Below are 13,865 nucleotides of genomic sequence, written 5' to 3'. Positions count from 1 at the left end.
CACCCACGGCGCGCCGACCAATGCTACAGAATGCCTGTCACCACGGCACAACCGCTTTCCCAGGCTTTTATTGCAAAGTGTGTTGCTCGATGAACTCCATCGGCTGCAATCCTTCGCGGCTTACCAGTCGATTCAACTCGACCCGGGGCAAACGAACGGCCAGCAAACTGATGCCTTCTTCGTCGTGTTCTTCTTTCTGCACCGCACCGAGTTCGAAAAACTGCGCACGCAGTCGAGCGAATCGTTGCGGCAAGCGCAAGGTACCGACAAACAAATCACTGCCCAGCAACTCGGCAATGGCTTGTTCAAGCAATTCCAGACCAGTGCCATCACGCGCCGACAGCCAGACCCGTTGCGGCTTGCCTTCGGCATTGCGCTGGATCTGTGGCTCAACGCCGTCAAGCAAATCGAGTTTGTTATAGACCTCGAGGATCGGCAAGTCCTGGGCCCCGATCTCGCCCAGCACCACCATCACCTGCTCGATCTGCAACATGCGATCCGGTTCGGCCGCATCGATCACGTGCAACAGCAGGTCGGAATTGCTCGACTCTTCGAGCGTAGACCGAAATGCTTCGACCAGCTTGTGGGGCAAGTGGCGTATGAAACCTACAGTGTCAGCCAGAACAATCGGCCCCAGATCGTCCAATTCCAGACGGCGCAAGGTCGGGTCCAGCGTGGCAAACAATTGGTCAGCCGCGTACACGTCGGATTTCGTCACGTTATTGAAGAGTGTGGATTTACCGGCGTTGGTATACCCCACCAGGGACACGGTAGGAATATCCGCACGTGATCGGCCACGTCGCGATTGCTCGCGCTGGCTGCGCACTTTTTCCAACCGACCCTTGATCTGTCGCAGGCGAACCCGCAGCAAACGGCGGTCGGTTTCCAGCTGGGTCTCACCCGGTCCACGCATGCCGATACCACCACCCTGACGCTCAAGGTGGGTCCACCCACGAACCAGCCGGGTGCTCATGTGGTCAAGCTGGGCCAGTTCTACCTGGAGCTTGCCTTCATGGGTACGGGCGCGCTGGGCGAAAATATCGAGAATCAGACCGGTACGGTCGATCACGCGACACTCGAAAACACGTTCGAGGTTACGTTCCTGACTGGGCGTGAGGATGTGATTGAAAATCACCAGATCGGCCTTTTCGGCATGGACCAGGTCGCGTAGTTCCTCGACCTTGCCGCTGCCAATCAGGAATTTGGCGGTTGGCCGATGACGCGGCACGTTAAAAAACGCAACGGTCTCGGCGCCCGCCGAATTAGCCAATTCCTGAAACTCCTGCGGATCTTCGCGCGCCTCAGGGTCCTGACCTTCCAAGTGAACGAGGATGACTCGCTCACCACCACCGTGGCGCTCAAAGAACAAAGGAGACTCCTATCAGGCGTTACCTGGCTCAGCGTCACCTGCATCGGATTCGGTTGCGCTAGGCAGACGAATTGGACGAACCGGCACCACTGTAGAGATAGCGTGTTTGTAGACCATCTGGCTTACGGTGTTTTTCAGCAGGATGACGAACTGGTCGAACGACTCGATCGTGCCTTGCAGTTTGATACCGTTGACCAGGTAGATGGACACCCCAACTTTCTCTTTACGTAAAGTATTCAAGTAAGGGTCTTGTAGCGAATGCCCTTTTGACATGTGCCGCACTCCTTTAAGGATTCAATATAAAAATAGGTAATCAGATGGCTTTAGCCGCCACACCCCCAAGGATAGACGGCAATTGCAAGGACTCAGCTCAATATGGAGATGGTCCCAAGGTATTTCAAGGCGCGCGGCAGATTGTCGCAATCCAGACTGTCCAGCCAATGCAGATCAGTCCAACTGCGCAGCCAGGTGAACTGGCGTTTCGCCAACTGGCGCGTGGCAATGATTCCACGCTCCTGCATCTCGGCTGACGTCAGCTTGCCATCCAGGTAGTCCCAGACTTGGCGGTAGCCTACTGCACGTATAGACGGCAACCCGGCATGCAGGTCACTTCTCTTACGCAGGGCTACGACCTCGTCAATGAATCCCTGTTCCAACATTAAAGTGAATCTTTGTTTAATTCGCTCGTGCAGTACCTGGCGATTTGCCGGGGCAATAGCCAAGTTTGCGACAGTATAGGGCAATTGTTGCCGTCCCGAAGCGGCTGCTTCAGTACTTTGCACAGATTGTTTCAAACGCAGGGCAGTCATGCTTTGACCGCTGACACGATAAACTTCCAGCGCTCGACTCAACCGCTGGGGATCGTTCGGATGTATTCGCGCCGCAGACTCCGGATCAATCACCGCCAATTGTTCGTGCAAGGCTTGCCAGCCAAGGCGTGCAGCCTCCTCTTCGATTTGCGCACGGACGTCGGGGTCGGCAGCCGGCATATCCGCCAGACCTTCAACCAAAGCCTTGTAATAGAGCATCGTGCCGCCCACCAGCAGCGGAATTTTTCCGCGTGCGGTGATATCGGCCATGGCTTCCAGGGCGTCGCGGCGGAAATCCGCAGCCGAATAGCTTTCAACTGGGTCGAGAATATCGATCAGGCGATGCGGATACTGCGCCAGCAGCTCTTTGGAAGGCTTGGCAGTACCGATGTCCATGCCACGGTAGACCAGCGCCGAATCGACGCTGATCAACTCGCACGGCAGGACTTTGGTGAGCTCGATGGCCAGGTCGGTCTTGCCGGCGGCGGTCGGGCCCATCAGGAAAATCGCAGGTGGGAGCTGGCTCATCAACGACCGCGCAAAAACAGTTTGTCCAGATCGTCCAGGCCCAATTGGGTCCAGGTCGGTCGGCCATGGTTGCATTGACCGCTGCGCTCGGTGTTCTCCATGTCACGCAGCAGACCGTTCATTTCCGGCAGGGCCAGGCGCCGATTCGCACGAACCGCGCCGTGGCAGGCCATGGTCCCGAGCAATTCGTTCAGGTGCGCCTGAATGCGGTCGCTGGTGCCGAACTCCATCAGATCAGCCAGGACATCGGCGACCAGCCGGTTGGCTTCTGCCTGCTTGAGCAGTGCCGGGATTTGCCGGATCGCCAGGGTTTCCGGGCCCAGGCGCTGCAACTCAAAGCCCAGACGCTGGAACCAGGCGACATGTTCCTCGGCGCAATCGGCTTCACGCTGGCTGACGGCCAGGGACTCCGGCACCAACAACGGCTGGCCGCTCAGGCCTTCGCTGGCCATCGCCACCTTCAGTCGCTCGTACATGATCCGCTCGTGGGCGGCATGCATGTCCACCAGCACCAGACCCTGAGCGTTTTCCGAAAGAATATAGATGCCCTTGAGTTGTGCCAGCGCATAACCCAGCGGCGGGATGTCGTCCTGCCCGGCCGGTAGCGCAACGGCATTGGCCTCGGGCAGCGGCGCAAAAAACTCGCGATAGGCGGCCTGGGCTTCGGCAACAGGAACACCGGACTGCGGACGCGGCGTGTATTGATACTGATAACCCGCGCCAGCACCCGAACCCGCCGGCGTATTGAACGACGGCTGGGCCTGAGGCTGCTCCAGTAGAGCATTGGCGGCCAGGCGCATTTCGCCCTGAGGCCCGAACTCACCGGCTTCGAGGCCGGTGGGCCGAACGCTCGCCGTGGCAACCGGCGCCGCCAGATGATCGTCCGGTCGCACATCGCCCAAGGCGCGGTGCAAGGTGCCGTAGAGGAAATCGTGAACCATGCGCCCTTCACGGAAGCGCACTTCGTGTTTGGTCGGGTGCACGTTGACGTCGACGCCGGTCGGATCTACTTCGAAAAACAGTACGAAGGTCGGGTGCCGGCCGTTGAACAGCACGTCGCGATAGGCCTGGCGTACCGCGTGGGCCACCAGCTTGTCGCGCACAGCACGGCCATTGACGAAGAAATACTGCAAGTCGGCCTGGCTGCGATTGAAGGTCGGCAAGCCGACCCAACCCCATAGATGCAGACCGTTGCGCTCGATTTCGATCGGCAGTGCCTGCTCCAGGAAACCCGGACCGCAGATCGCCGCCACGCGCCGGGCACGGGCCGCATCATCATGGGCCTCGTGCAGGCTGAGGATGGTCTTGCCGTTGTGGCGCAGATGGAACGCCACATCGAAGCGCGCCAGGGCCAGACGCCTGATCACTTCCTGCAGGTGATCGAATTCGGTTTTTTCGCTCTTGAGAAACTTGCGTCGTGCCGGCGTGTTGAAAAACAGGTCGCGCACTTCCACCGACGTGCCCACCGGATGGGCCGCCGGCTGTACCCGGGGCGCCATGTCACGGCCTTCGGTCTCGACTTGCCAGGCCTGATCGGCGTCGCGGGTACGGGAGGTCAGGGTCAGCCGCGCGACGGAACTGATCGATGCCAGGGCCTCGCCGCGGAAACCCAGGCTCATGACCTGTTCGAGGTCTTCCAGGTTGCGGATTTTGCTGGTGGCGTGACGGGCCAGGGCTAGCGGTAGATCATCGGCGGAAATGCCGCTGCCATCGTCGCGCACCCGCAGCAGCTTGACGCCGCCCTGCTCGACATCGACGTCGATGCGCTTGGCACCGGAGTCGAGGCTGTTTTCCAGCAGCTCCTTGATCACCGAAGCCGGGCGCTCGACCACCTCACCCGCAGCAATCTGGTTCGCCAGTCGCGGGCTGAGTAGCTCGATTCGCGCGCTGTTGTTCACGACCTGATTCATTCTTTGGCCGCCAATTCAGTGCCCGGAATAGTCAGGTGCTGACCGATCTTGAGCTCATCGCTCGACAGATTGTTGGCACTGCGCAGGGTCGCGGGCGATACCTGATAGCGCACGGCGATCATTGCCAGGGTCTCGCCCGGGTTGACGCGGTGATCACGTGGCCCCTGCGCAATCTTGCCAGAGTCGCGCAGCCAGGCAATGTAGGTGCCCGGTGGCGGGTTCTGCTGGAAGAACTGGCGCACGCCACTGCTGATCGAACGCGCCAGCGCCTGCTGGTGGCCTGATGCGGCAAGCTTCGAGGCTTCGTTGGCGTTGGAGATAAACCCGGTTTCCACCAGAATCGACGGAATATCCGGCGACTTCAGCACCATGAACCCCGCCTGTTCGACCCGCTGCTTGTGCAGAGGCGTCACCCGGCCAATGTTGCTCAGCACCTTCTGGCCAACGTTCAGGCTGGATGTCAGGGATGCCGTCATCGACAGGTCAAGCAGCACACCGGCGAGCATGCGGTCCTTGTCATCGAGGCTGACATTGCCGGCACCACCAATCAGGTCGGACCGGTTTTCACTGTCGGCCAGCCAGCGGGCCGTCTCCGAAGTCGCGCCGCGATCAGACAGGGCAAATACCGAGGCACCGAAAGCGGCGGCAGAAGGCGCTGCGTCGGCGTGGATCGAGACGAACAGGTCGGCGCCTTTCTTGCGGGCGATTTCGGTACGGCCGCGCAACGGAATGAAGTAATCGCCGGTACGGGTCAGTTCGGCGCGGAAGCCTTTCATGCCGCTGATCTGACGCTGCGTTTCGCGGGCGATCTGCAACACCACGTCTTTCTCACGCTGGCCGCGAGAACCCGATGCTCCCGGGTCTTCGCCACCGTGTCCGGCGTCGATGACCACAACGATGTCGCGTTTGCCGGCCGGGGCCGGCGGCAACTTGATTGCCGGTTCGGCAGGCGTGACCGGCACTGCAGGCACAGTGGCGACCGACGGTGTCGGCGCAGGAGGAGGCGCGGCATCCGCGGCGTTATCGAACAGGTCGACCACCAAGCGGTTGCCATACTGGGCGTTCGGCGCCAGGGAGAAGCTTTTCGGCGTTACCGCCTTTTTCAGGTCGATGACCACCCGCAGGTCGGTCGGCGTGCGTTGAGCCGAGCGCATGGCGGTAATCGGGGTGTTCGAGGTGTTGACGTTGAGCGGCGCACCGAGGGTCGCGCCATTGATGTCGATGACCAGGCGATCCGGAGCCGTCAGGGTAAAGACGCTGTGCTGCACCGGCCCCGTCAGGTCAAACACCAGTCGAGTGTTGTCCGGGGCCCGCCACAGACGAACACTGTTGACCTTCGAGTCGGCCACAGCGTCGACGGTCACCGCCAAAAACAACACCCCTACGGCAGCCACCAACGCGCGAAAGCGCATACCTAACCCCATCATCTATTTGGATTCCAATGCCAAAGCGGCACACCAGGCCTCGCCACGCGAGCCCTGGGACAAAATTTTCAGCGAACGCCCGCTGTCTTGCGGGCTAATGGTAATGGTCAGGTCCGGCTTTGGCAAAAAGCCTGCACCTTTATCAGGCCATTCGATCAGACACAGGGCATCGTCTTCGAAGTAGTCGCGGATACCGAGGAACTCCAGTTCTTCCGGATCGACCAGACGGTACAAATCGAAATGGAAAGCACGGATGTCGCCGATCTCGTAGGGTTCAACCAAGGTGAAGGTGGGGCTTTTTACGGCCCCGACATGCCCAAGACCGCGGATGATGCCTCGGGACAACGTGGTTTTGCCCATCCCCAGGTTGCCCTCGAGGAAGATCAGGCCGTGGCCCCGGGTGATTCCGGCAATGCGTGCGCCAAAGTCGCTCATGGCCTGCTCATCGGCCAGGTACAGGGTTACTTCAGACACGGTGCTTGCTCCTCCAACAACTGACGAATGGCTGGTATCAGATCACTGGCCGCCAGCCCACGGCCCAATTTACCTTGTTGCTCACCGGCACTGGCATGTAGCCAGACCGCCAGGCAGGCCGCATCGAATGCCTCCATGCCCTGGGCCAGCAACGCGCCGATCAAACCGGCCAGTACATCGCCCAAACCCGCCGTAGCCATCGCCGGATGCCCCTGATGACACAGCGCCAGACGCCCATCAGGACTGGCGACCAGACTCCCGGCGCCCTTGAGCACCACGACCGCTGTATATTTTTTGCTCAATGCATGGGCCGCAGCGGATCGATCAGCTTGAACCTGGGCCGTACTCATTCCGAGCAAACGCGCGGCCTCCCCCGGATGCGGCGTGATCACGCAGTCCTCGGGCAAACTCACACGTTCCGCGGCCAACATATTCAGTGCATCGGCGTCCCAGACTTGCGGTAGCGGTGCGTTGGCGGCGGCCGACAACAGGCTGCCCCCCCAGCCAGCCTGCCCCAGCCCCGGACCGACAACCAGCACAGAAACTTTTTTAAGCAAACCCATCAACTGATTGGCTGACGAGGTGCCCAGCACCATTGCCTCGGGAATCCGCGCCAGCGCGGCGGGGACATGTTCGCTGCGGGTCGCCACCGAGACCATGCCCGCGCCGCTGCGCAAGGCGCTTTGCGCACTGAGCAGGATTGCACCACCAAACCCGCGATCACCGCCGATCAGCAGCACATGGCCGAATCGGCCTTTATGGGAAGCCGGGGCCCGGGGGGCCAGGCGCGGCAGATTATTAGCCGTAAGACGCCGGGCACTCGTCTGCGCCCCCTCAAGCAACTGCGGATCGGCGTGCAGGTCATTGAAAACCAGCTCACCCACGACATCCGCCGCATCGCCGGTGAACAAGCCCAGTTTCAGGCCGATGAAGGTGACCGTCAGATCCGCTCGCACCGCGCAGCCGAGGAGGCGACCGGTGTCGGCGCATAGCCCGGAAGGGATATCCACCGCAACAACTGGCAGTCCACTGGCATTGATCGCGGCGATGACACTGACGTACGGCTTGCGCACTTCACCGGTCAGGCCAGTACCCAACAAGGCGTCCAACACAATGCCGCGCAATTCGGACTGGACACCCCAGGGCTCGATGGAGACGCTTGCAGACACTGCTTCGGCATGGGCCAATGCCGCATCCCCCTGCAGGCGCTGCCGATCTCCCACCGCCAGCACCCGAACCGACCAACCGGCACGCTGGGCCAATGCTGCCACCAGATACCCGTCCCCGGCATTGTTGCCATGACCGGTAAGTACACTCAGTTCGTTCGCTGTCGGCCATTGTCGCACCAACGCCCGCCACGTCGCCCGCGCGGCGCGCTGCATCAATTCGAAGCCCGGCGTGCCGGCGGCGATCAGGCTCGCGTCGAGTGCCCGCACTTGCGCGGCGCTGTACAGCGCGTCGGGTAATTCATCTTTAGTGTGCGGCATGCGTCTTCGGGCTCCGATGTCTGGCAGAATTATACGCACCTCAGCTCCGGTTTCTCTCGCCTCATGCCCGCTATTACCACAGACCTGCCTGCCCTCGCCCAATCCATCAAGGACTGGGGTCGCGAGCTGGGCTTTCAACAAGTCGGCATCAGCGGCCTCGACCTGGGCGAGCACGAGCAGCACCTGGAGCGCTGGCTCGCCGCCGGCTACCACGGCGAAATGGACTACATGGGCGCCCATGGCAGCAAACGCTCGCACCCGGAAGAACTGGTGCCCGGCACGTTACGCGTGGTTTCGCTGCGTATGGATTACCTGTCGGGCGACACGCAAATGGCAAAAATGCTCGCCCAACCGGAAAAAGCCTACGTCTCGCGTTATGCCCTGGGCCGTGACTACCACAAGCTGATCCGCAAACGCGTGCAACAACTGGCGGACAAGATTCAGGCAGAAATCGGCCCGTTTGGCTTTCGCGCCTTTGTCGACAGCGCCCCAGTGCTGGAAAAAGCCATCGCCGAACAGGCCGGCCTGGGCTGGATCGGCAAAAACACCCTGGTTCTGAATCGCAAGGCAGGCAGCTATTTCTTCCTCGCCGAACTATTCGTCGATTTGCCACTGCCGGTGGACCCGCCCCACGCCACCGAACATTGCGGTCGTTGCAGTGCGTGCCTCGACATCTGCCCGACCAACGCCTTCGTCGGCCCCTATGTGCTGGATGCCCGGCGCTGCATTTCCTACCTGACCATCGAACTCAAAGGCGCGATCCCTGAAGACCTGCGACCGCTGATCGGCAATCGGGTGTTCGGTTGCGATGATTGCCAGATTGTCTGTCCGTGGAACCGCTTCGCCCGGCCGTCCGGTGAAAACGACTTCAAGCCGCGGCACAACCTGGACAATGCCGGGCTGGCGGAACTGTTCATGTGGGATGAAGAGAAGTTTCTCAGCAGTACCGAAGGCTCGCCGCTGCGCCGGACCGGTTACGAAAACTGGTTACGCAACCTGGCGGTGGGGTTGGGGAATGCGCCTTCAACGATTCCGGTACTGGAGGCGCTGAAGGCGCGACGTGAGCACCCTTCAGAACTGGTACGTGAACATGTCGAATGGGCGCTGCGGCAACATGCCGAACGTCAGGCTTCGTCGTTGTAGACGAATTTGGGCATCTCCCAATGAAAACGTATCGCCAGCAAGCGCAACAGAAAACCGCCGAACAAGGTGATCAAAATCGATTGTTCATCGGGTAATTGCAGATAGATGCAGAGCATGTAACACCATGCCGCCGCAAACGAAACGCTGGCATAGAGCTCACGCCGGAAGATCAGCGGAATATCGTTGCAGAAAATATCCCGCAGGATGCCGCCGAAAACGCCGGTGATCACACCGCTGACAGAAGCGACCAACATGCCATGGCCCATTTCCAGGGCGGTGATGCAGCCGATCAGGGTGAAGGCCACCAGGCCCATGGCGTCGAGCACCAGGAACAGTGAACGCAGATGCCGCATCCAGCGCGCTGTGAATACCGTAATCATGGCGGCAGCCGTGGTCAGCACCAGGTACTCCGGGTGTTTGACCCATGTCAGCGGGTAATGCCCAAGCAGCACATCGCGCACCGACCCACCACCCAGCGCCGTGACACATGCGATCAGCACTACACCGAACCAGTCCATGCCGCGCCGGCCGGCAGAGAGGGCGCCAGTCATGGCTTCGGCGGTGATGGCGATCAGGTAGAGCATCAGCAGCATAGTGGCGGTCCTTGCAGAAAGGCGCGCAGTCTACTCAGTTCGCTGGAGCACCAAAAGAGGGCATCACTACTTGTAGGAGCCGGCTTGCAGGCGATGGCGTCCTCATGGGCTCCATCGCTGGCAAGCCAGCGCCTACAAGGTCGGGCCTCAAGTTCAGGCCTTGATGAAATGCTTGCGGTAGTGCTGCAGTTCAGCGATGGATTCGCGAATGTCGTCCAGGGCCAGGTGGGTGCTGCCCTTCTTGAAGCTGTCACGCACGTCCGGTGCCCAGCGCGCAGCCAGCTCTTTGAGCGTCGACACGTCGAGATTGCGGTAATGGAAATAGCTTTCCAGGGATTTCATGTGGGTATATAGGAAGCGACGGTCCTGGCAGATGCTGTTGCCGCAGATCGGCGATTTGCCTTTTGGCACCCACTTCTCCAGGAAGGCGATGGTTTCGGCTTCGGCTTCGGCCATGCTGATGCGGCTGTCGCGTACACGTTGGGTCAGGCCCGAGTTGCCGTGGGTGCGGGTGTTCCACTCGTCCATGGTGGCGAGAACTGCGTCGCTGTGGTGAATGGCGATCACCGGACCTTCGGCCAGGGTGTTCAGCTCACTGTCGGTGACGATGGTGGCCATTTCGATGATGACGTCGGTGTCCGGGTTCAGACCGGTCATTTCCAGGTCGATCCAGATCAGGTTCTGCGAATTTTGCATGTGACGGCTCCTAGGCAATGCTGCGCAGTTTAGCCTAGGCCGGTGGCCGGGCGTGCTAAACTCGCGGCCGTTTTACCTAATCGCTGCATTCTTTATACGGAACACCCATGGCCAAACGCCAACTCAATCGCCGCCAAAACTGGCGCATCGAAAAGATTCAAGGCGAACGCGCTGCCCGCGCCGCCAAACGCGAGTCCTCGGCTGTCGAGGCACTCGAAGGTGGCGACCTGGGCCCGGAACAGCACGGCCTGGTGATCGCGCACTTCGGTGTGCAGGTCGAGGTCGAGGCCCGCGACGGCGAACTGGCCGGCCAGGTGTTCCGTTGTCACCTGCGCGCCAACCTGCCGGCGCTGGTGACCGGCGATCAGGTGGTCTGGCGTGCCGGCAACCAGGGCATCGGCGTGATCGTGGCGCAACTGCCGCGCAACACCGAGCTGTGCCGACCGGACAGCCGCGGCCAGCTCAAGCCGGTGGCGGCCAACGTCGACATGATTGTCATCGTGTTTGCACCGCTGCCCGAGCCTCATGCCAACCTGATCGACCGCTACCTGGTAGCCGCCGAGCATGCGGGCATCAAGCCGCTGTTGCTGCTGAACAAATTCGACCTGATCGATGAACACAACGCCCCGGCGCTGAATGCCTTGCTCGCGGTGTACCGCACCCTTGGCTATCCGGTGCTGGAAGTGTCGGCCCACCACGGCAACGGCATGGAACAATTGCAGGCGCAACTGGACGGGCGCATCAGCGTGTTCGTCGGCCAGTCCGGTGTCGGCAAGTCGTCGCTGGTCAACAGCCTGCTGCCGGATGTCGAAACCCGCGTCGGCCCGCTGTCCGAACTGTCCGGCCAGGGCACCCACACCACCACTACCGCGCGGTTGTTCCACTTCCCCGGCGGTGGCGAGTTGATCGACTCCCCGGGCATCCGCGAATTCGGCCTGGGCCACGTCAGTCGAGCCGACGTCGAAGCCGGCTTCATCGAGTTCAACGACCTGCTTGGCACCTGCCGCTTCCGCGACTGCAAGCATGACCGCGAACCCGGTTGCGCCCTGCTCAAGGCCCTTGAAGACGGCCGCGTGCAGCAGCAACGGATGAACAGCTACCGCTCGATCATCGCCAGCCTGCCGGAAAACGGCTACTAAACAGTCGTTCCGACCGCCCTGCCTTCAGCGGGGCGGCCGGCGTCTGAATCCTCCTCCTGCTTAAACATCGGATCTTTCTGTAAGACGTGCGCGGGCACCCCTGTAGGGCATTTCTCTTTCCGCCGCAGGTCCTTGTAGCCACCCTGCAATCGCCTAAGTTCAAACCCTCTTCGCACTCCAGCGACACCGAGGGACACCCATGCAAACCTACCATCTGTTCATCAGCCACTCGTGGAACTACCCACACGCCCACGACAATCTCGTGCGCCTGCTCAACGCCAAGCCTGGTTTCACCTACAAGAATTTTTCGGTGCCACCGGACAACCCGATTGTCGGCGCGAAAACCGACAAACAACTTGAGGAGGCCATCGAAAACAAGATCCGTCCCTGTTCGGCGGTGCTGATCATGGCCGGGATGTATTCCACCTACAGCAAGTGGATCAACAAGGAAATCGAGATCGCCAAGCGCATGGGCAAGGTGATCATTGCGATCAAGCCGTTCGGTGCCGAGCGCATTTCCACGGTGGTACGCGACGCGGCACACGCCGAATGTGCGTGGAACACCAACAGCATCATCAATGCGATTCGCCAGCATACGGCGGTGTAACCATGCGCAAGGGACTGTTTATCGGCATCAATGACTACACCCACGTTTCGCGCCTGAGCGGTTGCAGCAATGACGCCATGGCCATGGCCTCGGTGCTGAAGACCGACGCCAACGGCGATCCGAACTTCAAGAACATCGTACTGACCTCCGCCGAGGACTACCTGAGCCGGGAAAAACTCGAAGACCAGATCCGCGAGCTGTTTTCCGGGGACTGCAATGTCGCGCTGCTGTATTTCGCCGGCCACGGCAGCTTCGATACCGACACCGACGAAGGCATGTTGATCCCGCAGGACTACAAGAGCGCCAAGGACGGAATTCGCCTCAGCGATATCCTCAACTGGGCGAGCAAAGCCACTAAAATCAAAAACAAGGTGATCATTCTCGATTGTTGCCAGAGCGGATCGGCCGGCGAATTGCGCGCCTTGCGCAGTGAAGGCAGCGTGGTCGGCGAAGGCATGACGATTTTGACCGCATGCAAAAAGGAAGAGCCTGCGATGGAGGGTGTGCAGCACGGCGTATTCACCGCACTGTTGCTCCAGGCCCTGCACGGCGGAGCGGCGAACATCCTGGGCAAGATCACCCCTGGCAGCCTCTATTCGTTTGTCGACAACGCCCTCGATGCCTGGGAACAGCGCCCGGTGTTCAAGACCAACGTCTCGCAGTTCATTTCCCTGCGCGAGGTTTCGCCGCTGATCCCCAAGGAAATCCTGCGCAAACTCCCTGAATGGTTCGCCGAAGCGGAGTCGGTCTACCCCCTTGCCCCCAGCTTTGAGCCCACTGAACCCGAGTTCAACCCGGAACAAGGCGAGGTCTTCGCCCAATTGCAAAAGTGCAACCGCCACAGCCTGGTCGAGCCGGTGGACGCCGAACACATGTACTACGCCGCCATCCACTCTACCGGCTGCCGCCTCACCGCCCTCGGTGCCTATTACCGTGAACTCGCGATCAAGGGACATTTCTGATGCCAGTGTTTATCAGCTACCGCCACATGGATCGCGCCCACGCGGTCAAAATCAACGCGCGCCTGATCCAGGCCAACATCAAGACCTACCTCGACGTACTGGATGCCGAATCCCAGACCACCGACGACATCACCGGGGTGATCACCCGCAACATCAGCGAATGCACGCACCTGCTGGCGGTGGTATCGGAGAAAACCGCACTGTCCTGGTGGGTGCCATTCGAAATCGGTGAAGCGACCATCACCAATCGGCGCATCTGCTCGTTCAAGACCGGCCCCACCGAGCTGCCGCTGTACCTGGACAAATGGCCGAAGCTGACCAGCGACCGGGACATAGATTTCTTTATAGATGCCTATCGAAACGAAGCCACGCTCAAGCGCTCGATGTCACTGGAATCGGTGACCGGCAGCGAGTCAGCGCGCAGCATCAATAAATCCAACGCCGATCGCTTTCACGCCGAGCTCAAGTCGCGAATTATCCGCGGCTTCTGACGACGCTCCACTCCCCGTTCTCTTGCCCAACACCTGTAGGAGCCGGCTTGCTGGCGATGGATTCAAGCTCGCCGAGTGGTTCCAGACAGTACGCGTAATCGTTAACGACCATCGCCAGCAAGCTGGCTCCTACATCTATGGTTACCCCCTTTTCTGCAATACTGTATTTGATGCGTGTTTGGCTTGCTTTCATCTATCCGGCGTCTGAGTGGGGGTGTCGCCCCGCGCCTCGA

Annotated in this window: 14 protein-coding genes; 5 read left to right on the top strand and 9 right to left on the bottom strand. The window is 60.5% G+C overall.

Features of this window, described 5'->3' with window-relative positions; all coding sequences use genetic code 11:
- Positions 1-67: 67 nt before the first annotated feature.
- The 7 genes from hflX to B0D71_RS25070 form a co-directional block, all read right to left on the bottom strand.
- Positions 68-1,369, bottom strand: a complete 1,302-nt coding sequence (gene hflX / locus B0D71_RS25100; RefSeq protein WP_103397108.1) for a ribosome rescue GTPase HflX — start codon at positions 1,367-1,369, stop codon at positions 68-70.
- A 12-nt stretch (positions 1,370-1,381) separates the two neighbouring features.
- Positions 1,382-1,642 carry an RNA chaperone Hfq gene (gene hfq / locus B0D71_RS25095; protein ID WP_003221112.1) on the bottom strand — a complete coding sequence of 87 codons (261 nt, stop codon included), beginning with the start codon at positions 1,640-1,642 and terminating at the stop codon, positions 1,382-1,384.
- Between the two features lie 92 nt (positions 1,643-1,734).
- Positions 1,735-2,706, bottom strand: a complete 972-nt coding sequence (gene miaA / locus B0D71_RS25090) for a tRNA (adenosine(37)-N6)-dimethylallyltransferase MiaA (protein ID WP_103397107.1) — start codon at positions 2,704-2,706, stop codon at positions 1,735-1,737.
- Positions 2,706-4,616: a DNA mismatch repair endonuclease MutL gene (gene mutL, locus B0D71_RS25085; protein WP_103397106.1), complete on the bottom strand. Its 1,911-nt coding sequence runs from the start codon at positions 4,614-4,616 to the stop codon at positions 2,706-2,708. Before mutL ends, miaA begins: the two co-directional genes overlap by 1 nt.
- Entirely contained in the window at positions 4,613-6,043 is a 1,431-nt protein-coding gene (locus B0D71_RS25080; protein ID WP_103397105.1) for an N-acetylmuramoyl-L-alanine amidase, read from the bottom strand. Before B0D71_RS25080 ends, mutL begins: the two co-directional genes overlap by 4 nt.
- A complete protein-coding gene (gene tsaE, locus B0D71_RS25075; protein ID WP_103397104.1) occupies positions 6,044-6,514 on the bottom strand; it encodes a tRNA (adenosine(37)-N6)-threonylcarbamoyltransferase complex ATPase subunit type 1 TsaE in 471 nt (156 codons plus the stop codon).
- Complete coding sequence (locus B0D71_RS25070; protein ID WP_103397103.1) at positions 6,502-8,001, bottom strand: NAD(P)H-hydrate dehydratase; 1,500 nt, start codon at positions 7,999-8,001, stop codon at positions 6,502-6,504. Before B0D71_RS25070 ends, tsaE begins: the two co-directional genes overlap by 13 nt.
- A 63-nt stretch (positions 8,002-8,064) precedes the next feature.
- Between B0D71_RS25070 and queG the strand changes: the two genes are divergently transcribed.
- Positions 8,065-9,144, top strand: coding sequence for a tRNA epoxyqueuosine(34) reductase QueG (gene queG / locus B0D71_RS25065; RefSeq protein ID WP_103397102.1), 1,080 nt, complete (start codon positions 8,065-8,067; stop codon positions 9,142-9,144).
- On the opposite strand, the gene B0D71_RS25060 is transcribed toward queG, so the two are convergent.
- Entirely contained in the window at positions 9,126-9,737 is a 612-nt protein-coding gene (locus B0D71_RS25060) for a trimeric intracellular cation channel family protein (protein ID WP_090452809.1), read from the bottom strand. The genes queG and B0D71_RS25060 overlap by 19 nt on opposite strands.
- Positions 9,738-9,890: 153 nt before the next feature.
- Complete coding sequence (orn, locus tag B0D71_RS25055; protein ID WP_103397101.1) at positions 9,891-10,433, bottom strand: oligoribonuclease; 543 nt, start codon at positions 10,431-10,433, stop codon at positions 9,891-9,893.
- A gap of 107 nt (positions 10,434-10,540) precedes the next feature.
- On the opposite strand from orn, the gene rsgA reads away from it, so the two are divergent.
- From rsgA to B0D71_RS25035, 4 genes are all read left to right on the top strand, one after another.
- Positions 10,541-11,572 carry a small ribosomal subunit biogenesis GTPase RsgA gene (rsgA, locus tag B0D71_RS25050; RefSeq protein WP_008016907.1) on the top strand — a complete coding sequence of 344 codons (1,032 nt, stop codon included), beginning with the start codon at positions 10,541-10,543 and terminating at the stop codon, positions 11,570-11,572.
- A 199-nt stretch (positions 11,573-11,771) separates the two neighbouring features.
- Complete coding sequence (locus tag B0D71_RS25045; protein WP_103397100.1) at positions 11,772-12,179, top strand: TIR domain-containing protein; 408 nt, start codon at positions 11,772-11,774, stop codon at positions 12,177-12,179.
- A 2-nt stretch (positions 12,180-12,181) separates the two neighbouring features.
- Positions 12,182-13,141 carry a caspase family protein gene (locus B0D71_RS25040; protein WP_103397099.1) on the top strand — a complete coding sequence of 320 codons (960 nt, stop codon included), beginning with the start codon at positions 12,182-12,184 and terminating at the stop codon, positions 13,139-13,141.
- A complete protein-coding gene (locus tag B0D71_RS25035; RefSeq protein ID WP_103397098.1) occupies positions 13,141-13,632 on the top strand; it encodes a toll/interleukin-1 receptor domain-containing protein in 492 nt (163 codons plus the stop codon). The genes B0D71_RS25040 and B0D71_RS25035 overlap by 1 nt, the downstream gene beginning before the upstream one ends.
- Positions 13,633-13,865 lie beyond the last annotated feature (233 nt).

The sequence above is a fragment of the Pseudomonas laurylsulfativorans genome, from assembly GCF_002906155.1.
In the GTDB taxonomy this organism is placed as follows: Bacteria; Pseudomonadota; Gammaproteobacteria; order Pseudomonadales; family Pseudomonadaceae; genus Aquipseudomonas; species Aquipseudomonas laurylsulfativorans.
The sequence above is the reverse complement of the archived record's forward strand: the minus strand, read 5'-3'. Positions and strand labels throughout refer to the sequence as shown.

What these genes read in the sequence shown, in the direction of transcription:
- miaA (WP_103397107.1), bottom strand. Translation starts at nt 2,706, where the DNA reads ATGAGCCAGCTCCCACCTGCGATTTTCCTGATGGGCCCGACCGCCGCC.
- B0D71_RS25045 (WP_103397100.1), top strand. Translation starts at nt 11,772, where the DNA reads ATGCAAACCTACCATCTGTTCATCAGCCACTCGTGGAACTACCCACAC.
- mutL (WP_103397106.1), bottom strand. Translation starts at nt 4,616, where the DNA reads ATGAATCAGGTCGTGAACAACAGCGCGCGAATCGAGCTACTCAGCCCG.
- rsgA (WP_008016907.1), top strand. Translation starts at nt 10,541, where the DNA reads ATGGCCAAACGCCAACTCAATCGCCGCCAAAACTGGCGCATCGAAAAG.
- B0D71_RS25035 (WP_103397098.1), top strand. Translation starts at nt 13,141, where the DNA reads ATGCCAGTGTTTATCAGCTACCGCCACATGGATCGCGCCCACGCGGTC.
- orn (WP_103397101.1), bottom strand. Translation starts at nt 10,433, where the DNA reads ATGCAAAATTCGCAGAACCTGATCTGGATCGACCTGGAAATGACCGGT.
- queG (WP_103397102.1), top strand. Translation starts at nt 8,065, where the DNA reads ATGCCCGCTATTACCACAGACCTGCCTGCCCTCGCCCAATCCATCAAG.
- hfq (WP_003221112.1), bottom strand. Translation starts at nt 1,642, where the DNA reads ATGTCAAAAGGGCATTCGCTACAAGACCCTTACTTGAATACTTTACGT.
- B0D71_RS25040 (WP_103397099.1), top strand. Translation starts at nt 12,182, where the DNA reads ATGCGCAAGGGACTGTTTATCGGCATCAATGACTACACCCACGTTTCG.
- B0D71_RS25080 (WP_103397105.1), bottom strand. Translation starts at nt 6,043, where the DNA reads ATGATGGGGTTAGGTATGCGCTTTCGCGCGTTGGTGGCTGCCGTAGGG.
- B0D71_RS25070 (WP_103397103.1), bottom strand. Translation starts at nt 8,001, where the DNA reads ATGCCGCACACTAAAGATGAATTACCCGACGCGCTGTACAGCGCCGCG.
- B0D71_RS25060 (WP_090452809.1), bottom strand. Translation starts at nt 9,737, where the DNA reads ATGCTGCTGATGCTCTACCTGATCGCCATCACCGCCGAAGCCATGACT.